Source organism: Prosthecobacter sp., assembly GCF_044226605.1.
Classification (GTDB): domain Bacteria; phylum Verrucomicrobiota; class Verrucomicrobiia; order Verrucomicrobiales; family Verrucomicrobiaceae; genus Prosthecobacter.
Genome location: NZ_JBGAGS010000009.1, coordinates 131,674 through 153,375, shown reverse-complemented (window position 1 = coordinate 153,375; position 21,702 = coordinate 131,674). Strand labels below are relative to the sequence as shown.

Here is a 21,702-nt window from a genome sequence, read left to right as displayed (position 1 = left end):
AAAAATGAGCCTGTGTTTCCACAGGCTCATTCACATCTTATCTCGTCAATGCCTACAACAGGCGTTGGCGCTGTTTACAGTCCCGCCAGCACCGCATTAAACGTCGCGCTCGGGCGCAGCGCCGCATCGGCCTTCGCGGTATCCGGCTTGTAGTAGCCGCCGACGTCCACCGGATTGCCTTGCACTGCGAGCAGCTCGGAGACGATCTTCGTCTCATTCGCCGTCAGCGCTTCGGCGATGGGCTTGAACTTGGCCTGCAGTTCGGCATCACCAGTCTGGGCGGCGAGGGCCTGGGCCCAGTAGAGGGCGAGGTAGAAGTGGCTGCCGCGGTTGTCGATGGTGCCAAGTTTGCGGCCGGGGCTGCGGTCGTTTTCGAGGAACTTGCCGGTGGCGGCGTCGAGAGTATCAGCGAGGACCTTGGCCTTCGGCAGGCTGAAGTTTTCGGCGATGTGCTCGAAGCTCGGAGCCAGCGCGAAGAACTCGCCGAGGCTGTCCCAGCGGAGGTAGTTTTCTTCGAGGAACTGCTGCACGTGCTTCGGCGCGGAGCCGCCGGCGCCGGTTTCAAAGAGGCCGCCGCCGTTCATGAGCGGGACGATGGAGAGCATCTTGGCGGAGGTGCCGACTTCGAGGATGGGGAAGAGGTCGGTGTTGTAGTCGCGCAGGACGTTGCCGGTGACGGAGATGGTGTCTTCGCCTTTGACGATGCGCTCCAGGGAGAAGGTGCAGGCATCGGCCGGGGCGAGGATGCGGATGTCGAGGCCGGTGGTGTCGTGGTTTTTGAGGTACTTCTCCACCTTGGCGATGATCTGCGCGTCGTGGGCGCGGTTTTTGTCCAGCCAGAAGACGGCGGGGGTCTTGGAGGCGCGGGCGCGGTTCACGGCGAGCTTCACCCAGTCCTGGATGGGAGCGTCCTTGGTCTGGCAGGCGCGCCAGATGTCGCCCTCCTCCACGTCGTGGGAGAGGAGCACCTTGCCGCTCTTGTCGGTGACTTTGACGGTGCCTTTGCCGGGGATTTCGAAGGTCTTGTTGTGGCTGCCGTACTCTTCGGCGGCCTGGGCCATGAGGCCCACGTTTGGCACGCTGCCCATGGTCTTCGGATCGAGAGCGCCGTTCTTTTTGCAGAAGTCGATCACGGCCTGGTACACACCGGCGTAGCTGCTGTCTGGGATGACGGCGAGGGTGTCGCCGGTCTGGCCCTTGGCGTCCCACACTTTGCCGCCGGCGCGGATCATGGCTGGCATGGAGGCATCAACGATGACGTCGCTTGGCACGTGGAGATTGGTGATGCCCTTGTCACTGTTCACCATGGAAAGGGCGGGACCGTTTTCATAAGCGGCTTTGATGTCGGCCTCGATCTCCGCCTTTTTGTCGGCAGGAAGTTTTTCCATCTTGGCGACGAGGTCGCCGAAGCCGTTGCGGAAGTCCACGCCGAGCTCCTTGAGGGTGGCGGCGTGCTTGGCGATGAGGTCCTTGAAGAAGACCTCCACGGCGCGGCCAAAGATGATGGGGTCGCTGACCTTCATCATGGTGGCCTTCATGTGCAGGGAGAAAAGGACGCCGTCTTTCTTGGCCTGGGCGATCTGCTCGGCGAGGAAGCTGACGAGGGCGGCTTTGCTCATGAAGGTGCCGTCGAGGATTTCGCCTGCTTTCAGCGGGGTGCTTTCCTTGAGCACCTTGGTGCTGCCGTCTGCGCCGGTGAACTCGATCTTCACGTCCGTGGCTTCATCCACGCAGACTGATTTTTCATTGGAGAAGAAGTCGCCCTTGCCGCCCATGGTGCCCACGCTGGTCTTGGAGTCGGCGCTCCACTTGCCCATCGAGTGGGGGTGGGCTTTGGCGTAATCTTTGACGGCCTTCGGCGCGCGGCGGTCGCTGTTGCCCTCGCGCAGCACGGGGTTCACGGCGCTGCCCATGACCTTGGCGTAGCGGGCCTTGATGTCCTTCTCGGCGTCGGTCTGCGGATTCTCGGGGAGATTTGGAACGTTGTAGCCTTTGCCCTGAAGCTCGGCGATGGCGGCCTTCAGCTGCGGCACGGAGGCGGAGATGTTCGGCAGCTTGATGATGTTCGTGGTCGGCTCCAGGCAGAGCTTGCCGAGGTAGGCGAGGTCATCGGACTGCTTCTGCGCGTCGGTGAGGAAATCGGGGAAATTCGCCAGGATGCGCCCTGCGAGGGAGATGTCGCGCGTTTCGATCGTGATGCCAGCGGGCTTGGTGAAGGCCTGAACGATGGGCAGGAAGGAAAAGGTGGCCAGCAGGGGAGCTTCGTCGGTCAGGGTGTAGATGATCTTCGCGGACATGATTTTGGAATGGGGAATTTTGAGAGCGGCAGAGCTAAGCGAGCCGCCGCGCCTGCGCAATGCCGAGGTGCGGCGCTTCTGCGGCTGTGGGCGGGAAAATCTGCGCCTGGCTTGCCATGGGCCAGCCGCCTACCGGAGGGTGTCGCGGATGGCGGGCACAAGCAGCTCAGCCACGAGCTGCTGGCCGAGGTCATTGGGGTGCATGCCGTCGAGCAGCATCCCTTCAATGGTGGTCTGGTGCTGCGCGGCAAACTGAGGATAGGCGGCACGGACATCCACCAGGGGCACTTTCAGCTCGGTGGCAAGCTGGCGCAGGGCCTCGTTGTACCCGGCCAGGGTGGCGGCATCAAAGCCGTCTGCCGCTGCTGGATTGTAAGGCGGTTTGCCATACATTTCCTTGAGCTTCGGCGTCCAGCGCAAGGGGTTGGTGGTCATGAGGATGACCCTGGCCTTGGCCTCCTGCGCGGCGGCGACCATGCGGCGCAGGTTGTCGAGGTATTCGGCCAACGGCACGCGTGGCGTGGTGGCAGGCGGGTTTTTCCACACATCCATGGCGGAGTCATTGATGCCGAACTGCATGACGACGAGGCGCGGCTTATGCTGCAGCACATCGGTTTGCAGACGCTTCAGGGCATCGCGGGTGGTGTTGCCGGGGATGCCTGCATTGAAAACACCCGTCGTGCCGCCCGCACCCTGCAGCGCTGCCTCCACGCGTGTGGCATACACCTTCAGGCTGCCGCGCGGCGCGGTGGTGGAGTCTCCAAACATGATGATGGCGCCGGGCTTTGGCACCGGTTTGGGCGGGGGGACAAACACGGGGATCTCGCCCGCGCCGAGATCGGACGCATTCACCTTCATGCGCAGGCCACCCTGCATGGTGGTGATCCACAGCTCGCCGGGCTTGCGTTCGTAAAGGTAGGGATACGAAACCCGCGCGCCCTGCGCATAGTTTGCAGCCACAATGACGGGCTTTGACCACGTGGCGGCTTCATCACTGGAAAAGGCGAGCGAAAGCTCCGCGCGGCTGGAGCCATTGGTAGGGGCGTGGCGCGGCGGCGCATTCCACAGCAGCGCGATACGTCCGTCGCTCAAGCGGTTCAACTGCGGGCAGCAGGTGACGGAGGCGATCTTCGTCTGCTTCAGACCTTCCCATTTCAAACCATCGCGTGAAGTGGCCTCCCACAGAAATCCCGACTCCGTGCGCAGCAGCAGATAGAGCGAGCCGTCCTTCCGCTCCACCACACTGCCTTCGATGGAGCCGGCGTGATCATGTGCGCCCACGCCATAGTCCAGCACATCGCCACGCTGCCAGGTCTTGCCCAGGTCATCCGAGGCCCACATGACCGTGGCATGCCGCCATTGCGGGATGATCTCCTGCCCCACCAGCACGATGCGCCCGGACTTCATCTGGATCATGGAATGAATGCAGCCGCACCACGGGGTGCTGAGCTGCACGGGTGTCTCCCAGGTTTTGCCGTCGTCGGTGCTGCGGCAGGAGTAGGTGGGCAGCACAAAGGCCTTCCAGTCCACATCCTTGTCCCCCCAGTGCCAGCCTTTGGGCTCGCTGCGCTCGGCGCTGTTCATCCACGCGGAGATGATCACTCCCTCGCGCGTGCGCAGCAGCGCGCGTTCGCTGCTCACAGTGAACTTCTTCTCCTCGGCAAACAGCGGCGAACTGCTCCAGGTGCGGCCTTCATCCGTGCTGCGCAGCGCGTTCTTGGCGTCGATGCATAGCACGCCGCCGTCCGCCGTGGAGACAAACGGCCCCTGATGCGTGAAGGGCAGTGCGGTGGCCTTCGGATGCAGTGTGGGCGCATCCGCCGCAAAGGCGGCGGTGGTGAGGAGGAGCAGCAGGCTGAACAATGAGCGTTGCATGGGAGGAAAAAGTGAAAGGCTGCGAGGTTTTACTTGGCTTCGCGGGATCTATTCGAAAACGATGTCTCCCATGATTTCCGGATCATCCATGCTCAGGCTGCTGAGGGAGGAGGACCAGATGGCGTGGTCGATCTGCTCACGCGGCAGCGCATGGTTGCGGCCGAAGTTGGCGCGCCAGGACGTGCCCTTGGCGGGTGCCTCGACACCGAGAACACGGTAGGGAATGACCAGGTGCACATACCATCGTTTGTCAGCGGCATCCACGCGCGTGCTGCTGCTCCATTCCCCATTCCAGGTGGGATCGTCCTTGCCGTGACGCGGGTCCATGACGTCGGAGATGCGGCCGTTGAGCGCATCGTATTTGCTCGCGGCGTTCGCCCCCTGGGTGATGCGGTAGTACAGCGGCTGCGCAGGCTGCGGTGCCAGATACACATCGAAGGCCTCCTGATTCGTCAGCAGCCGGTCGCGATTGTACGCGGCAAACTTCGCGTCCTCGCCGATCTCGGCCTCGGCCCGGATGTGGAGAGCCTCATCATCATGGAGCAGGCGGATGGTCGTCTTGCGCGGCAGCGTGCGCAGAGGTGGCAGCAGCGTGAGCTCATGCGCGGCGGCGCTCTGCCACTCGGGCGAATCAAGCGTGAGCTTCGCGTTGGCCCTGGCCACGTTCAGCTGCTTCCGTCCGGGAGGCGGCATGTTGCGCATGGTTTTCGTGTCCCAGTTGAAGCAGCTGCTGGCATACGGCTCCTGATAGCCGTCATGGGCCAGGCGGAGATGATTGATGTCATGGCCGTTGAAGGGAAAGAGCACGTGGCTCCATTCCTTCTGGTGCCCCTTGGCATACAGCGTGGTCAGAAAGGCGTTCCGCGCATCGATGGCATCGAGCAGACGGTTCATCGAGCCCGCGTCCGGCATCATTTGGTAAGCCTGATGCAGATGCACCACGCGGGCGAAATGCTTCAGGTAGTCAAACTCGCAGCGCACCAGCGCGAGGCGTGTCTTCACCTTCGGAGTGGTGGCCAGCTTCTCAGACTGGCTGAGACTTGCCTCCAGAGAAGCGAGCAGCTTCGGCGGATAAAGAAAGGCGATGAGCTGGAAGGGATCGCTGACCGTCTTGCGCCCGCGTGCATCCGTAGGCAGCGGTTTGAAAGTCCACACATCTGTGCGGGTGCCGATGTGGTCCGAATAAAGCGCGATGCCATTGTACAGGTCCTCGTAAAAAGCACGCATGTAAAAGGCGATGCTCTTGCTTCCAAAAGCCGCCTCGCAGTACTCCACGATGAGGTCACGAGCGTGCAGGTTCGTGGGGTCATCAAACATGCGGCCCATGGTGTAATACACCGGCCCCTCCAGACCAAAGAGCTGTCCCGGGCCGTCGCGGTAGAGGGACTGGATGCGGTTCTGCGCGAGGCGCTGCGCCTGCAGCTCGATGTAGCCCGGCGTGCGCATGGGCGTGTAGCGTGTGCCGAGGTTTGGGCACCAGTTGTAAACATAGCCGGTGAACCCGCGCGGCACCTCGATGCCACGCCAGGGGACGATGTCCTCCTCGTTTGTGCCGGTGAGCATGATGCAGGTGTTGGCAGGAAACTGCGTGAAGGACTTAGGCGGCGCGGCTGTGAGGATGTAGCTCATCATCGTGACCTGCCTGCCGGGGTGGGATTTCTCCAGACGCTCGGCGGTTTTGCGGTTGAAGATCCAGATCTTCTCAGACCAGTCCTTGCCCGTGCCGTAGAGTGCCTCGCATTTCTCGCACTGGCATTCACGAAAGCCGTCCGGCTGGCCGAGATCCACGCTGAGATAGCCTTTGTCGAGCCACTTGGTGAGATCGCGGTAGATCAGGTCCTGCACATCGGGATTGGAGAGGCAGTACTGCGCCCTGCCGCCCTCCGGTTTCGACCGCGACCCGCTGATCAGCGCAAAGTACTCGGGATGTTTTTCAAAGTTCTCCGCGGGGATGGCACGCTCCCAGGTATGGCCGCCAAACATCTCGTCCACGCGTGGAAAGCGGTTGTGCGCGAGATCATAAAACGACGCGCCTGCCGGGTGCGAGGTGTTCACACGCAGCAGCGGAGTTTTCGTCACGTTCAGCGTGTCAGGCAGAGTGACGGTCTTCTGCGGCACAAACTCGATGGCCGGCGAGTTCATGAGATCGATCTTCGCCGCGCCGCTCACGGGTGTGTAGCCGGGCAGGTCAGGGTAGAGAAATCGCACCCCGAGGTACTGCCGCGCGAAATCCACCGCCGCCTTGGCCGTGCCCACGCGGTCCCAGTTTGGCCGTCGCGAATTGTCACTCGGAGTTTTGGAGGCCTGATCGTTTCCCGCGATGATGACGTCTTTGCCAATGACGCGATGCACATAGCTCCAGTCACGCAGCTGCGCCGCGGCAAAGCCATGCTCCTGCGCAAAGCGGGTGTTGCCCAGCAGCAGCGCGGGTTTGGAGGCATCCCGCTCCGCTTCACTCACCACGCTGACTTCTGCGCCGCCAGCTTTGAAGGCGGTCTGAAGCAGGCGTGCTGTCTGCGCCAGGCACTCGGCCTGCGCGGGAGTTTCATGCTTTGACGGAAGGACGATTTGATAGTCCGACCGGCCGGCATCGAGCAGGGTCAGGTCAGCCGCAGGCAGGGCACCCGCCAGCAGGGCGGTGAAGAGAGTGAGTTTCATGCGCGAAAGGTTGGGCACTCTCATACGCCGCGAATGCGCCCATTTCCCATCGTTCCCAGTCACTTTTCTCCCTGCATAAACTTTAGGATCGCCTCACGGGCCGGGTCTCCTTCATTCGCGATGTTGTTGCCCACGCTGCCATGATTGCGATTGGCGATGACCTGCAGGGTCACGCGCTTGTTTCCGGCGCCTTTCATCAGGGCCACGAGATAGACGTTTTCCTCCGCGCGCGCTGGCATGTCCGTGTCGGCACAAAGCACGAGCATGGGGGGAAGGTTTTTGACATCGGCGTAACGCACCGGTGCGGCCTCATCAGCGGTGACGCTGAATTTCGAAATGCCGCGCTCCTCCCGCACGGTGTAGTGCGTCATGACCTGTCCGCTCACGGGGATGAACCCTGCGATGTTTTGCGGCTTCAAGCCAAAAGCGGCGAGGTAGTGCGCGTCCATGCCAAGCATGAGAGTCAGGTACCCGCCGGCTGAATGCCCGCCCACAAAGACACGCTTCGTGTCGCCGCCATGTTTGGCGATGTTTTGCAGCGTCCACGCCACTGCCGCCGTGGCGTCCTCGATGTAGGCCGGATACTTCGCCTGCGGGCTGAGGCGATAGTTTGGCACCACCACCGCCACGCCTTCCTGGGCCAGTCCGCGCGCCACTTTTTTGGTGCTGTCCGCGTCCTTGTTCCCACCCGTCAGGCCGCCGCCGTGAAACCACACCAGCGTGGCAAACTCTTTGCCTTCTTTGGGCAGGTACACATCCAGCAGGCAGCGCTGCTTTTCATAGCTGCTGAGGGAGTCGCCGCTCTTGTAGGGCAGATTGAGCAGATCAGACTTGTCCGCGGCAGCAGCGAAGCTGGCAGAGAAAAACACAAGGGTGCAAAAGCGAAGCAGCGGGGTCATCATGGGAGGGTCATGTTATTGGGGCTTGAGCTCAGATGCCAGTGAACGTGCGTCTGCCTCCCAAGTTTCCGGGCTGCTGCTGCCAAAGGCCGTGACCATGCGCCAGGTGCCGGTGAAGCCTGCGGGCACGGTCTTTCCCTCAAAGCACTTCAGGTAATACTTCCGGTACGTGGGCGGCACGTTCCAGATCGTGGAGATGTGCCCTCCGTCCTCCGGGGCCTGCAGCAGCCGGCATACGGCAAACTGTCCGCTCTGCGGCTCATGCACGGCCATCCAGTCCACGCGTTCGTTGATGTAAAACTTCCGCAGCACCTCCGCGTCATCGCGCAGCGCACCGGCGATGACCTTGTCAGGCGCGGCATCCTGCCCCGCGAGGAAGCCGGACACCGTGGGCCGCCACGCGTGCATGAAATGATACACCAGCTTCAGCGGCACGGCCTCCGCCGTGTGCACGGTGGTCGTTTCATAGAGGCGGTTGTCCCGGACCTCGATGACGTTGGTCAGATCAAAGGCGCGGATGCGCGACTTCCGCTCCAGTCGAAAGCTGCCGCCTGCGAGCTCCGCCGTGGGTTCCGCGATGCGTATTCCATCGAGAAAAAATTTGAGCGACTGCAGCTTCTCCGGTTCGTTTTCCAGATGCGCGGTGCCGATGAACCCGACATCCGGGAATGAAAACACAGTTCCGTAGGCGCTGCTTTCGGTCGTCATGGCCTTGCCGCGGAAATCGATGCGGCCGGGCGTCCACTGCGTGGCTTGGCGCAGCAGCAGAGTCACATCTCCGCAGGTCACGGTGATCCGTGGCAGCTCGGGGCCTAGATTGGGCTTGAAGGGTTCTTTGGCAAAAGCCGGCGCTATGAGAGCGAAGGCCACTGCCACCGCGAGAATGCGTGAGGAGGCAAACATGTCCCACACACTACGCGCTCGCAGCGCGTCCTTTCGGCCCAATCGTCCGAAACGCCCCTCGCCGGCTACTTTCGAAACGACTTCAGCAGATTGAAGATCAGCCAGATCTGCGCAAAGCCCACGGCAATGAGCAGGAGGCCGAGCTCGAAGGCGTTGTCCTCCCTGGGCACAGCCAGGCGCAGGATGAAGGCCAGCAGCACCACTCCGAGGAGGGACAGCACTGCGCCAAACGAGGAGCTGCTGCCTGAGTTCTGGTCAGGCGTGGGGATGTGCGTTGGCAGCTCCTCTCTCCTGAAATCATCGGGATGTTCGCTCATGATGGTGAGACGTGAATGGTTGGGAAATGGGATGCATGAGCCTGGCATGGCTCCCGCGGGCTGGGAATCGGCGCTGAAACGACGGGTCTTAAACGTCCCCAGTTTCTACAACCTTCCGAAATATAAGGAATTCCTTCAAATCTTCAGGCGGCACAGGGGGCGGCAGCGGGATATGAGCGCCTGCTACTTTGCTGGCGCCACGGCCTTCCATTCGCGAGCGAGGCGCACGCCTTCGTGAATCTGCTCACGCGTCATGGAGGCCTCCAGCGTGGCCTGATGTGCCTCCGCAATCTCATGGCCCTGCGCCACGGCCAGGCGGCACCACTTCAGGGCCTCGGTCAGGTTCTGGGCCACTCCCTCTCCTCTTTCATACTGGAGGCTCAGGGCGAACTGACCGCTGGGATCTCCGATATCTGCCGCGCGCTGAAACAGCCTGACTGCCTCCGCCAGATCCTGGGTGACACCATCTCCCATGATGTAGCAGCCGCCGAGAGCGACGAGGGCTGGGCCGAAATTTTGGTCCACCGCTTTGCGAAACCACAGGACGGCTTCCGCAGCGTTCTTTCCCACGCCCGTGCCGGTGAGGAAGGCCGAGCCGAGCTTCATCTGCGCAGCGGGGTCTCCTTTGTCCGCCGCTTTGCGGAACCACTCGACCGCCTTCGCGGCATCCATGGGCACGCTGAAGCCCGCCATGTAGTTCACCCCCATCTCCACCATCGCGGGAGCGTACTCCTGCTCCACGGCTTTGTTAAGCCAGCGGAGTGAAAGCTTCGCGTCCTGGGGTACGCCGGTGGCCAGCGAGTAGGCCACGCCCAGCTTCAGCTGCGCCTCCGGATCTCCCTGTTCCGCCGCCTTGTGGAACCATATCATGGCTGTCTTGAGATCCTGCGGCACGCGCTCTCCCTGGGCGTAGCTGGTGGCCAGAACTTTCTGTGCATTGAGGTCTCCCTTTTCCGCTGCCTTGGTAAACCACTTCATGGCTTCTGCCGCATTTTGCGTGACGCCCTCACCGTCAAGGTAGGCCAGCCCCACCTCCATCTGGGAGTCGATATCTCCCTGCTCCGCCGCCTGACGAAACCACTTCACGCCTTCGACGGTGTCCTTGGCGACATCGGAGCCCAGGCTGTAGCAGGCGCCGAGCTGTTTGATCGCGGCGAGATTCTTCTGCTCCGCCGCCTTGCGCAGCCACCGGAGGGCAGCGGAGGCATCCTTCGTCACGCCTTTCCCCCGCAGCAGGCACATGCCGGCTTTTGTCTGGGCATCCGCATGGCCCTGCTCTGCGGCCCTGAGAAACCACTTCAGCGCCTCCTCGGAGTTCTCGGGCACGCCGTCTCCTTTGGCGTTGCGCAGCGCCAGATCATACTGCGCCGCGGCGTCTCCCTCCTCCGCCTCCGCCCGTGTGTCCTGCAGGCTCCGGACCGCCGGCGGCTCAGCGTGCAAAGACGAAGCAGCAAACAGCACAAACAAGTGGATCTTCATAAACCCGATGAACAAAACACGTAAAGGCATCACTTTGAAGCAGCGTGCTCCTTTAGAGGGATCGCGAAGTTCCTCCACTCAAATTTTTGCCGCCAAATCAAAAGGCGGCATGCGTGGCGCAACATAGGACCAAAGCAGAAGGTGCCAGCTGCCTGGCAGGCCTGTCTGCTGCTCAGGGACGGCGGTGCATGCGGCTCTTTCTACACAGCCCCGCTGCGCAGCCGCACCTGCTTGTGCCGCAGATCATGCAGCGTGCGCATGTAGCGCACGGTGCGGCTGCTGGCGCGCAGCAGGATGGAGGTGGTGACGACCTTGCCATTTTCGACCTTGATGCCCGGCAGCAGCGGGCTGTCGCTGATCCCAGTGGCGCAAAAAATGGCGCTCGTGCCGCAGACCAGATCATCGATGCCAAAGACGCGTCTCAGTTCCCGCTCGCCGCACTCTTGCAGCAGAACGGCTTTTTCCGCTTCATCGCGCGGCCACGTGCGCACCAGCATGCCACCGCCGAGTGTTTTGAGCGCGGCAGCCGTCAGCACGGCCTCGGTGGCACCGCCGATGCCGAGATAGAGATCGATGCCTGAACCGGGCATGGAAGGTGCAAGCGCGGCGGTGATGTCGCCATCCGTGATCAGCCGCAGCGCCGCACCACACTGACGGATGCGCCGGATCAGCTCATCATGCCGTGAGCGCTTCAGCACGCACACCACGAGTTGCGAGACAGGAAGATTTAAAGCCGAGGCGACGGCTGCCAGCGTCTGCTCCACCGGCAGATCGAGCGTGAGCGGCGGCAGGCCCTGCGCCAGCGCCGCCGTCACACCGGGACCCCAGGCCAGCTTTTCCACATAAAACGAAGGCAGGTGTCGCATGTGGTGCGTCCTGCCATCCGTGGCGCTCGCGGCGATGACCGAGAGGGAATTGGGCAGGCCGTAGGCGATGTTGGTGGTGCCGTCGATGGGATCGACCGCGATGTCGAAGTGCGGGCTGCCGCGTGTCCAGCGGCCCAGGCGCTCGCCCACGAAGATGCCGGGGGCGGCGTCCTTGATGCCTTCGCCGATGATGACGGTGCCGCAGCAGTGCGTGTGATCGAGCACGCCGTAGATCGCATCGCACGCCGCCTGGTCGGCTCTGTTTTTGTCTCCGCGTCCGAGCCAGGGCAGGGAATTGAGAGCGGCGTTTTCGGTGGCGCGGACAAAGTCAAACTCGAGCGTGCGCTCCAGATCGTCAGCACGAAGTGGGGAGGATTTTTTGGGAGATGTGCGGCTCATGGAAGTGCCGCACAGATAGGATTGCAGAAGCGTCCAAGACGAGCTAATACAGGTGGTATCATTCGGTAACCACGATGAAGTCTGAAGCACCTCCGCCTCCCAAGCTTCCGAAGCGCCGTTTCCTCGTTGTGCAGACGGTGGAAAGCCTGTGCGAAGGCATTCAAAACGGCTTCTGGCAAAACCACCTGCCGAGCGAGCGCGACCTCTGCGAGCACCTGCAGGTGAGCCGGCGCACCATGCGCTCCGCTCTGGAAGAGCTGGAGCGCAAAGGCTGGATCGTGACAGCGGGCCAGCAGAAGCGGCGCATCAAGCCAAGCCGCAGCCGCGCGCGTGATGCGGGCGCGATGAAGAAACGCATCGGTGTGCTCATGCCGTCGTCATTGCTCACCGTGCCCTCGCGGCTGGCCTTTGTGCTGGACAGCCTGCGCAACCGCCTGGCCGCGGATGGCTACGCGGTGCACTTTCATTTCAATGCGGCGTGCTATCACGCCAGGGCACCCGGCAAGGCGCTCACGGCCTTTCTCGCCGACCATCCGGCCACGGGGTGGATCCTCCTGCGGTCGCGTGAGCCGATGCAGCGCTGGTTTCGCGACAAGCGCATTCCCTGCCTCATCCTCGGCTCCTGTGCGGCGGGCATTGATCTCCCTTCGGTGGACACGGATTACTACGCCACCAGCCATCACGCCGGCGGCATGCTCATGCGCAAAGGCCACCGCCGCATCGCCTTTGTGGTGCTGGACCGCAACTACCCCGGAGATGTGGCCAGCGAGCAGGGGCTGATGGATGCCATCGCTCCACGCAAGGAGATGGTGACTCTGATTCCCCTGCGGCATGACGGCAGCACGGAAAACGTCTGCGCAGTCATCGACAAAGCCCTGCGCAGCCCCGCGCCACCGACCGCCTACGTCGTCTGCAACGCAGCCCAGGTGCTCACCGTGATGATGCACCTTCTCCGCCGTGGCCGCCGCATTCCAGAAGACGTCTCCGTCGTCTCGCGGGACAACGATCCCATCCTCGAAACCATCGTGCCGCCCGTGGCGCGCTACGACATCCAGGCAGACAAACTCGCCGGCGCCATCTGCGCCTCCTTCCGCCAGATCGTGGACACCGGCACCGCCTCCCCCAAGACCCTGCGCCTGACCCCCACGTATGCGCCCTGGGAGTCCGTGGGCGTGTGCCGGTGAGGAGCGTCGCCTTCCGCTGCAAACTGGACAACTTCCTCTGCGTGTACTTCTAACGTTGAAATCCGTCGTTGTAGCGCGGTATTCCGATACCGCGACGGCAACGAATCGGTATCGGAATACCGATCTACATAAGTCCGAACAGCGCTCATTCCGAAAATGAGTTTTGCTAGCTATCTCCTCCGACGCAGCATCAGGCAGGCAAGGGCGATGCCCATAAAACCCGCCCGCCCCGGCTCCGGCGCTGCGATGAGGCTGATGTTTCCCAGCGTGTAGAGATCAGCCGTGTTCAGCGTGAGATTTGCAGGCAGGTTTAAGTCGGAAGCGTCAATCGTGAAAGTGCCGCTGCGGGTGGTGAGACCACTCCAGTCGAAGAGCTTGAAGGTGTCTCCATCCGCCCAGGCACCGCTGCTGATGCCGTTGGGATTTTCCAACTTCAAGATGGCTCCCAGCGTAAGGGTCAGACTGCCGGACAAGTCCAGAACGTCCGCCGCAAAGGCATTGCCGGTGCTGTCGCCGAGTCCGGCACCGCTGAAGATGCCGAGGTGCAGCGTGCTGCTGCCGCCGAGGATCGTGCTGCCAGTGCCGCTCGTGGTGAGTGCGAGCGCGGAGCCGGTGGTATCGCCCAGATTGCCAACCGCGAGAGCGCCATTCACGGTGACGGATTTGTTCGCGCTGAGAATCACCGATCCGCTGCCACCGAGCGAAGCGCTTGCGCTGACGGTCACATCGCCCGTGCCCAGGCCGGAGCCGGTGGTGTTATTCGCGTAAACCGTGCCGCCGGTGATGGTGCTGCCGCCGCTGTAAGTATTGGCGGCGGTAAAAATCAGGGCACCCACGCCGCTTTTTTCCAAGACATCAGTGCTCGAACCCGCGACCACGCCATTCACCGTGAGCGTGGTTCCGGCATCCACATTCATACCGCCGCCGCCATTGCTCAGCAGCACCCCGCGCGTAGCGCTGAGTGAAAGTGATGACGTGGTCTCCAGCACGCCGCCGCGAATGCGCAGGCTGTTGCTGACGACCGTGCCAGGAGTCGCACCCAGGTTGCCCTCGCTCGAAATTTTAACCTTCCCTGAGGCGATGGTGGTGCTGCCGGTGTAGGTGTTGCCTGCATTGCTAAGCGTGAGCGTGCCGCCACCGACGCTCGATTTGAACAGCGCCAGCGGCCCGGAGATGACGCCGCTAACTTCAAGGTCGCCATTGCCGCCGATGTTGAAATTGCCGCTACCGCTGGTGCTGATATCACCCGTGATCAGGAGGCTGCCAGCATCCGCATTGATACGGGTCGCTCCTGCCGCGATGGAGATGCCGCCGGTCCATGTGTTGGCGCCGGAGACGTTGCGCAGCGCGCCAACATTCGTCGCGGTGCCATCGCCATTGAGCGAGAGGAATTCGCCCGTCACAGTGATGTCGCCGGAGAGAGCCAGCGTGGCGCCGCTGGCCACAGTGACGCCCCCTGCGCCGGTTCCGAGAGCGCTGCCGTTGGAAATGCCAAGCGTTCCTGCGTTCACGGCGGTCGCTCCACTGTAAGTGCTGGCCGCGGTGAAGTTCAGTGTGCCAGTGCTCGTCTTGGTCAACCCACCCGTGCCCGCCACGCTGCCGCCGTAGGTGACGGTGGTCCCAGTGGCGACATCGACAGTGCCGCCCGAAGCACCGAGAGAGAGACCACGATTTGAGTTCAAAGTCAGATCCGCCGTAGTGGCCAGCGTGCCGCCATTGAGCGTGAGCTGCGCAGGCGTGGCCGTCGCTGGTGCAGTGCCAAGAGCTGAGTCCGCCGCGATGCTCAAAGTGCCGCCGCTGACGAGCGTCGCTCCGCTGTAAGTGTTCACGCCGGAAAGAGCGAGCGTGCCTGCGCCCGCCTTTTGCAGCCCCGCCGTTCCCGTGATGACGCCGCCATAGCTGAGAGTGCCCGTGGTGGCATTGATCTGCCCGCCAGTGGTGCCAAGATCGATGCCGCGATTCGCATTCAAAGTGAAGCCCGCAGTCGTGGTGAGCGTGCCACCATTGATGACAAGCTGGCCCGCCGTGGCCGTGGCAGGCGCGGTGCCCAGCGCCGAATCCGCGGCGATGGAAATGCTGCCCGCATTGATCACCGTCGCGCCGGTGTAGCTGTTGCCGGTGTTGGCCAGGGTTAGCACGTTGGTTCCGATTTTCGTCAGCGCATGGGAGCCGCCGCTTTCAGAAACGATGCCATTGACGGTGATGTCACCGCTGCCGCCAATGCTGCTGTCTCCTTCGAGAATGATGCCCGCCACTTTGGCCGTGGCCGCAAAGGTGCCGCTGCTGAAGGCAATGGTGGGCGTGCTGGTGAAGCCGCTGCCGGTGGCGGAGATGGTGTAGCCCACGGTCGTGTAGTTGCTGGCATTGCCGGTGCCGGTGGGATTGGTGCCCGCCGTGGTGACCGTGCCGCCGCTGAAGGCGATGGTGGGAGCCGTGGTGAAGCCCGAGCCGATGTTGGTCAGCGTGATGCTGGTGACGATGCCGTTGGTGAGATTGGCCGTGGCCGTGGCGCTGACCGTGCCGCCGGTGATTGTCACCGTGGGTGCAACCGAATACACCGTGGTGCCGCCGTTGATCGTGAACGAGGCAGTGGTCACGCCCATGGACAGCGTGGCCGTTGCGCCCGTGCCACCGCCGCCGGAGAGAGTCAGATTCGTGGCCACCGTGCCGCTCGCAGTCTGCACGATATCGGCGATGCCGTTGCTGATGCTGGCGGCGGTGCCGGAGGAATTGATCAGCGCGCCACTGCCGCCGAAGCCGGTGCCATTGAGGCGGATGACTTCGGTGACGCCGGTCTGCCCGCCAAGATCGAGTGTGCCGGTGCCGGAGACGCGCGTGCCATTGTCCGCATTGGTGGCCACGATCCCGGCGCGACCGCCGAGTGCGTTGGCGTTGCCGATCTTGAGCGTGCCATTGGTCACGGAAGTCAGGCCGGTGTAAGTGTTCGCCGCAGTGAGTGTCTGCGTGCCGGTGCCAGCCTTGGTCAGCAGCAAAGTCACGCCCAGCGTGGTGGCCGTGCCGTCGCGCAGCAAGGTGGCAGAGCTGTAATCAGCGGTATTGGTGATGGCGAGCGTGGACGCATTGCCATTGTGCCCGCCGACACCTGCCGTGGTCGCCGTGGTCTGCACCGCTCCGCCAGTGCCGTTGAGGCCGGTCACATTGCCGATGGAGTCCGCCCGGCCGCCGGGTGCATTGTTCAAGCTGACCAGGCCGGTGCTGCTGACAGTGAGCAACCCGAGAGAGAAGCTGTTCGTGGCATTGGAAATGTTCACGCGCAGCTCTCCGCCGGTCACCGTCGTCGTGCCGCTGACGGTCAGGCCGTGAATGACATTCACAGCGCCGGTCGCATTCAGACCAAACTGCGTGGAACCTCCCGTGACGGTCAGATTCGTGGTGTTCACATTCAGCCCGCCGCCGTTGGTGCCGTCGTAAAAATTCATGTTCAACTGGCTGCCGGTGATGAGGCTGGCGTTCAGCGTGCTCAGGCTTGAGGAATTGCCGACGATGTTCCAGCGGTTGGTTACGGTCTTGGCGATGTTGTTGACCGTGCGCGTGGTGCCGCTGAGCGCCAGCGTCGCGCCGCTGCTGCCGATCAGCGTGGCGTCGATGTTATCCCCAGCGCCAGGCGTGCCGTTTGGTGTCCAGACCGTCGTGGTGGACCACGACACCGTGCCGCTCGTCGGATTGAAAATGTAGTCCGTGCCGAAGGCCTGGATGCCGGCGAGCAAAAGGACGCATACCGCGGCGCGGCGCGTGAAGGGTGCGAGGAAAGTGGGCATGAAGTCGTGCAGGTGAAAATTTTCGAGTGTCGAATGACTGCGAAACAACACTGCACTTTGCGCACCAGAATCCCGCGCCGCCCTGTCCATGTCGTGGTAACATTACGGGACCACTGAGAGGTGTTTTTTGCTGAAGCTTGGACCCGCAAGGTCAGGTGCCAGGCATGCGCGCCAGCGTCGTGGCGTGCGGTGGCAGAGATGCAGGCGCAAGCCTGCATCGACGACACCGCTTTCGCGAGGTGTGGCGCGTTCTGCGGCCTCAGCGCCGTCCGGCCTGCGAAAAGCGGTGTCGCGCCCAGGCTTGCCACCGCACTCCACGACGCTGCCGCGCCCGCGTGCGCCTTCAGTCCATCCGCCCAATCTGCACCGTCGTCAGCCCACCATCGACGACGATGACCTCACCGGTAATATAACTCGCTGCTGGCGAGCACAGGAACGCTACGGCTCCGGCGCAGTCTTCTGGCTGGCCGAGTTTTCCAAGCAAAATTTTGTTTTCGTACTGCCGCACCGCCGGGCTGGCACCGGTGGCGGTCCAGGCGGTGTTCAGCGGCGTGCGGATCAAGCCTGGAGCGATGGCATTCACACGAATGCCATGCGGCGCGAGCGACACGGCCAGCGACTTCATCATCATGAGCACGCCGCCTTTGCTGGTGTCATACGCCACACTGTCCATCTCGGCCTGAAAGCCGTTCGTGGAGGCCACCATCACCACACTGCCACCGCCGCCCTGCGCCACACGATGCTTCGCAAAAGCCTGCACAAGGAAAAAAGCGGCGCGCAGATTGAGCTGCACGGTCTTGTCCCATTGCGCCTCCGTCATGGTGAGAAAAGGCGTGTCAAAAAAGCTGCCTGCATTGCAGACGAGAGTGTCGAGCGCGGGCTGCAGTTCACAGGCCCGTTGAATCAGCTGCGCGGGCGCGGATGGGGCGCACAGATCACATGGCACATAAGATTCCCATGCTGTCTCAGATTGCAGTCCATGCCGCACCACGGCAGCGCCACATGCCTCCAGGCCCTGCGCGATCGCAGCGCCAATGCCCTGGGATGAACCCGTCACCAAGGCGGAGCGGCCCTCAAGCGAGAATGCTTTCATCGGGCAGCTTCAGGTACTTCAGCGTGTTGGTGGCGGCGATGCGGCGCACCACTTCGACGGGGCTGGCATGGAGGGCGGCCATCTCGCGTTCATAGGTGCTGATGAGCTTCACCACCTTCCCTCCGAGCTGCGCGGCGTAGCTGTAAAAGGGCGAGTCGCTGCCCCACATGAACTTGTCCGGATACGCAGCGGCGAGATCGGCGATCACACGCGCTGGATCGCTGTAGTCGCTGTCAAAACGGCGGGCCGGTGGCGCGATGTTGGGCATCTCTTTGAGCACGCAGTCGCAGTGGATGCAGTGCGCGGAATTGTCGAACCACGCATTGGGCAGCGCCTGTACGCGGTCGAGACATTCCTTGTCGAAACGGCAGGAATGCGCGGCGCAGAATCGGATGTCGGGATTGGCCTCGGCAATGTCGAGGATGTCATGCGCCTGCGCCCAGAGATCGTCCGGCGCGACGCTGCTGTGGATGAGGAATGGCACGTCCCACTCGCGGGCGAGATCGAGAAACACGCGGCCCTCGTGCATGAGGCGTTTGATGTCGGCCTGCAGGATGGTGCTTTGAATTTTGATGCCGTGAAAGCGGAACTCGGAGCGCAGCTTCAGCAGCTCCGCGGCCTGCGCATCGGTATGGCGCATGGGGTCCACCATGACGAAGGGCAGCGTCTTTTCGCCCACTTCAGGAAAGAGCCGCTGGCACTCCTCCAGCAGACGGCGGTTTTCAAAAGCATAGGGCACGCTTTCCAGTCCGGGGCCGTCGGCGATCTCGCCCTTCCGAAACTTGGTCACGTCCATGGCCGCGTAGGAGACGAAGGGAAACACCACCCAGTGCGTGATGCCGAGCGCGCCTCCCATGTGCGTCATGTCCACGAGCTGCTGCGCATAGGGGAAATCGCCGTGAAGGTAGAACAACAGGTCGGCGCCGATGTGGTTGTGGCAATCGATGAGCATAGAGTTTTCTGGTTTCAAAGGGTGATGTGACGACGGCGTGCGGTGACTTCCCAGCGTTCCGAGGCACGGCCTTCGCGCACGGCCCACACATCGTGATGCAGGGCCATGGTGGGGCAGATGTGACGCGGGATGGCATAGAATACGTGGCCCACGGCGAACTCTTCGGCGCGGGGTGTTTCGATGACGAGATGCTCCTCGCTGTGCATCACGAAGACGGCATCCTCCAGCCCGAGCAGACGTAAGCGTGGGTGCGGCATTTCCGAAGCGACGGCCTTGTGCCCAAGATCAAGGCAGAGGCGGCCCGGTGCGGGTTTGCTCACCACACGCGTGAGCAGCAGCGCGGCATTCAGAAAATCGAGATCGGGAGAAATCTGCGCCTGGCCAAAGTCCCACAGCACCGTGGTGCCGCAGCCCACCTCCACCTCCGGATGCTGCGCATATAGGGGAAACGTCGGCGTGCCGCTGGCGATGATGCGCGGCACCGTGTGGCCTTTAGCGCGCAGCTTCTCCGCGAGATCGAGTACCGTCTGAAACGTGCGCTGTGCAGCGCTGACGAGCGCGGCGTGGTCCACATCATGAAGATGCCCGTCATACGCATGCAGCCCGCCTGCTCGCAGTCCGGGCGCGGTGGCGAGGGCACGATAAACAACCGCCGCTGCATCTCCAGGCTCGATGCCGGTGCGGCCCATGCCGACATTGAGATCGAGATAAACTTCGAGCGTGACCTGCGCCGCCACTGCTGCGCGGCTGAGTTCACCGACGGTGCTCAGGTTGTCCGCCAGCGTGGCGAAGCGTGTTTGTGGATACGTTTGCACCAGTGTGATGAAGCGATCCACATTCGGCCCCACGGGCTGATAGGAAAGCAGCACATCTTGGCCACCTGCCGCCGCTGTCATCTCCGCTTCGGCGATGGTCGCGGCTTTGAAGCGGGTGATGCCAGCCTTCAGCTTCATCGCGATGATTTGCGGCAGCTTGTGCGTCTTCACATGCGGGCGCAGGCGGTGCGCGCCTCCGGCCTGCTGAATCATGCGCCGCAGGTTTTCCTCCACCCGGTCCGGGTACAGCAGCATGGCCGGTGAAGGCACCGCGCTTTCATTGGAAATGGAAAACCAGTCGGGCATGAGGTGGGGCAAACATCATTTCGCACGACGCACGGCCACGGCTTCGATCTCGTAGCGCAGCGATGCGGGCAGGCAGTTTGTGATCGTGGTGCGGGCGGGGAAGGGGGCGCTGAAGTACTCGCGGTAGAGCGCATTGAAGGCCGGGACGTCCACGTCATCGCGCACGTAATTGCGCGTTTGCACCACGTGCGCGAGATCGCTGCCGGCGGCTTCCAGCACCTTGCGCAGGTTTTCCACCGAGCGGCGGAATTCGCCCTCAAAGCTGTCTCCCACGATCTTGCCCGTGGCATCCACGGAGGCCTGGCCGGAGACGAAGATGAGATCCCCCACCACGACGGAAGGGCTGAAGGGCAGATGCGAGACAGGCGTGTCGGGATCTTGCGGATAGGAGACGAGCGGATGAGTCATGAGTCGAGCGGGTAGATGGGGCGGCTGACCTTGCGAAAGGGCAGGGATTTCAGATTGCTGCTGCATGGCCCGGGTGTGTCCACCCAGAGCATGCGTGCTGCGATGGGATCATACGCACGGCGATGCGCAACCGCAGCCTTCACCACGATGAAATCAAAACTTGCGGGGTCAAAGCCCTGGCTGCGCCATTGGGCCAGGTCAAAGGGCGGCGTGCTCTGCGTGGTGAGCAGGATGGTGATGCCACGGTGCCGGACCACCGCGCATGGCCCCATGCTATAATGATCGCCAAACATGGAGGCGAGGTGGCTCTGCTTGTCCTCCAGCTCAAAGCGGCCGCCGCTGAGCCTGAGCAGCTCCACTTTGAGAGGCAGCGGCCCTTCATCCAGCGCACTCCGCCTGCCACCGATGGGCAGCGTGAGCATGGCACCCTGGGAGTGGGACCAGAGCTTCTGCACGGCGCTGGCGTCATTGATGCAGATGGCCGCGCGGCGCACCTGGTGCTTCACCAGCGCACGCAGCATGCCGGTGCCGTCTCCGGGCGCGCCGCCGCCGATGTTGTCGGAGGCTTCCACCAGCACCGTGAGTCCTGGAGCAGCGGAGTCCAGCGTGGCAAAGACTTCGTCCACGGAAGGCTCGGTGACATTGCCCTCCGCCTTCTTTTCCAGCGCGAGAGAGGACAGGGACTGCAACGCGGTGCGCGCCTCGCTTTCCCGCCCGGTGGTGGCGATGACGAAGCTCACACCTGCATCCGCCATATCCGCAAACGCAAAGCCCGCGCACACATTCACCACCCAGAAGGAAGTGGAGGCCGCCTCCAGCGCACGGGCGCGCTGCTCCAGGGAGAGCATCGGCTCCACGGCGGTGGCGGTGCCCGTGGGTGGCCACATCACGGGCGGGTGCTGCCAGTACATTTTGGGCAGGCGCTGCGTGGTGAGGCAGCGCTGAAGAAGACGCGCCGCACGCTGCGCGGACTGCCGCGCATCCGTGTGCGGATTCTCGCGGTAGGCGACGAGGCAGTTCGCATGATCCGCCATGCGCTGCGTGAAATTGGCATGCAGATCAAACACGCCAAAGATGGGGACGTGGGAGCCGACCACACGGCGCAGACGCTCCAGCACCTCGCCTTCCACATCGTCAAAAGATTGGGAAACCATGGCACCGTGCAGCACCAGGAAAACACCATCGAGTCCAGCGCCCGCCGCACAGCGGGTCAGTTCTTGGCAGAAGGACTCAACAATGGTATCTTCTACCAGTGCTCCCGGAGAGGCGCGGAAATCCGCCGCAGGCAGCACCTGCCAGCCAAACTCGCGGGCGATCTCCAGAGCGCCGCCCATGGGCGAGCTGTCTCCCAGCGCGGCGAGCATGTCCTCCCCGAGGATCCGGGTGAACTCACGCGTGCCGCTGGTGCCGTCGAGAAACGTGTGCGTCTCGTGAAACAGGCCTGCGAATAGAATGCGCTTGGGCATGATCAA

The 21,702-nt window shown here is 62.8% G+C and carries 15 protein-coding genes; 1 reads left to right on the top strand and 14 read right to left on the bottom strand.

The window, feature by feature from the left end; genetic code table 11:
• Positions 1-74: 74 nt before the first annotated feature.
• The 8 genes from ACILSO_RS14105 to ACILSO_RS14070 all read right to left on the bottom strand — a co-directional run bounded on the left by ACILSO_RS14105 (position 75) and on the right by ACILSO_RS14070 (position 11,693).
• Complete coding sequence (locus tag ACILSO_RS14105) at positions 75-2,297, bottom strand: NADP-dependent isocitrate dehydrogenase (RefSeq protein ID WP_395738065.1); 2,223 nt, start codon at positions 2,295-2,297, stop codon at positions 75-77.
• Positions 2,298-2,426: 129 nt separating this feature from the next.
• Positions 2,427-4,172: a GDSL-type esterase/lipase family protein gene (locus tag ACILSO_RS14100; RefSeq protein WP_395738064.1), complete on the bottom strand. Its 1,746-nt coding sequence runs from the start codon at positions 4,170-4,172 to the stop codon at positions 2,427-2,429.
• Positions 4,173-4,220: 48 nt separating this feature from the next.
• Positions 4,221-6,830, bottom strand: coding sequence for a DUF4838 domain-containing protein (locus ACILSO_RS14095; RefSeq protein ID WP_395738063.1), 2,610 nt, complete (start codon positions 6,828-6,830; stop codon positions 4,221-4,223).
• A gap of 59 nt (positions 6,831-6,889) precedes the next feature.
• Entirely contained in the window at positions 6,890-7,732 is an 843-nt protein-coding gene (locus ACILSO_RS14090) for an alpha/beta hydrolase (protein WP_395738062.1), read from the bottom strand.
• A gap of 12 nt (positions 7,733-7,744) precedes the next feature.
• Complete coding sequence (locus tag ACILSO_RS14085) at positions 7,745-8,632, bottom strand: hypothetical protein (RefSeq protein ID WP_395738061.1); 888 nt, start codon at positions 8,630-8,632, stop codon at positions 7,745-7,747.
• A gap of 65 nt (positions 8,633-8,697) precedes the next feature.
• Positions 8,698-8,949 (bottom strand): hypothetical protein, encoded by a 252-nt coding sequence (locus ACILSO_RS14080; protein ID WP_395738060.1) that lies wholly within the window; start codon positions 8,947-8,949, stop codon positions 8,698-8,700.
• A 183-nt stretch (positions 8,950-9,132) separates the two neighbouring features.
• Complete coding sequence (locus ACILSO_RS14075; RefSeq protein WP_395738059.1) at positions 9,133-10,428, bottom strand: tetratricopeptide repeat protein; 1,296 nt, start codon at positions 10,426-10,428, stop codon at positions 9,133-9,135.
• Between the two features lie 200 nt (positions 10,429-10,628).
• Complete coding sequence (locus ACILSO_RS14070; protein ID WP_395738058.1) at positions 10,629-11,693, bottom strand: fructose-bisphosphatase class II family protein; 1,065 nt, start codon at positions 11,691-11,693, stop codon at positions 10,629-10,631.
• Between the two features lie 74 nt (positions 11,694-11,767).
• On the opposite strand from ACILSO_RS14070, the gene ACILSO_RS14065 reads away from it, so the two are divergent.
• Positions 11,768-12,877, top strand: a complete 1,110-nt coding sequence (locus ACILSO_RS14065; protein WP_395738057.1) for a substrate-binding domain-containing protein — start codon at positions 11,768-11,770, stop codon at positions 12,875-12,877.
• Between the two features lie 170 nt (positions 12,878-13,047).
• Here the strand turns inward: ACILSO_RS14065 and ACILSO_RS14060 are convergent, their stop codons facing one another.
• The 6 genes from ACILSO_RS14060 to ACILSO_RS14035 all read right to left on the bottom strand — a co-directional run bounded on the left by ACILSO_RS14060 (position 13,048) and on the right by ACILSO_RS14035 (position 21,696).
• Positions 13,048-16,656, bottom strand: a complete 3,609-nt coding sequence (locus ACILSO_RS14060) for a beta strand repeat-containing protein (RefSeq protein WP_395738056.1) — start codon at positions 16,654-16,656, stop codon at positions 13,048-13,050.
• Positions 16,657-16,999: 343 nt separating this feature from the next.
• Positions 17,000-17,749: an SDR family NAD(P)-dependent oxidoreductase gene (locus ACILSO_RS14055; RefSeq protein WP_395738055.1), complete on the bottom strand. Its 750-nt coding sequence runs from the start codon at positions 17,747-17,749 to the stop codon at positions 17,000-17,002.
• Positions 17,730-18,701 (bottom strand): amidohydrolase family protein, encoded by a 972-nt coding sequence (locus ACILSO_RS14050; RefSeq protein WP_395738054.1) that lies wholly within the window; start codon positions 18,699-18,701, stop codon positions 17,730-17,732. Before ACILSO_RS14050 ends, ACILSO_RS14055 begins: the two co-directional genes overlap by 20 nt.
• A gap of 14 nt (positions 18,702-18,715) precedes the next feature.
• Entirely contained in the window at positions 18,716-19,822 is a 1,107-nt protein-coding gene (locus ACILSO_RS14045) for a D-TA family PLP-dependent enzyme (protein WP_395738053.1), read from the bottom strand.
• Between the two features lie 15 nt (positions 19,823-19,837).
• Positions 19,838-20,230 (bottom strand): RidA family protein, encoded by a 393-nt coding sequence (locus ACILSO_RS14040; protein ID WP_395738052.1) that lies wholly within the window; start codon positions 20,228-20,230, stop codon positions 19,838-19,840.
• Complete coding sequence (locus ACILSO_RS14035; protein ID WP_395738051.1) at positions 20,227-21,696, bottom strand: M81 family metallopeptidase; 1,470 nt, start codon at positions 21,694-21,696, stop codon at positions 20,227-20,229. The genes ACILSO_RS14040 and ACILSO_RS14035 overlap by 4 nt, the downstream gene beginning before the upstream one ends.
• Positions 21,697-21,702: the final 6 nt, after the last annotated feature.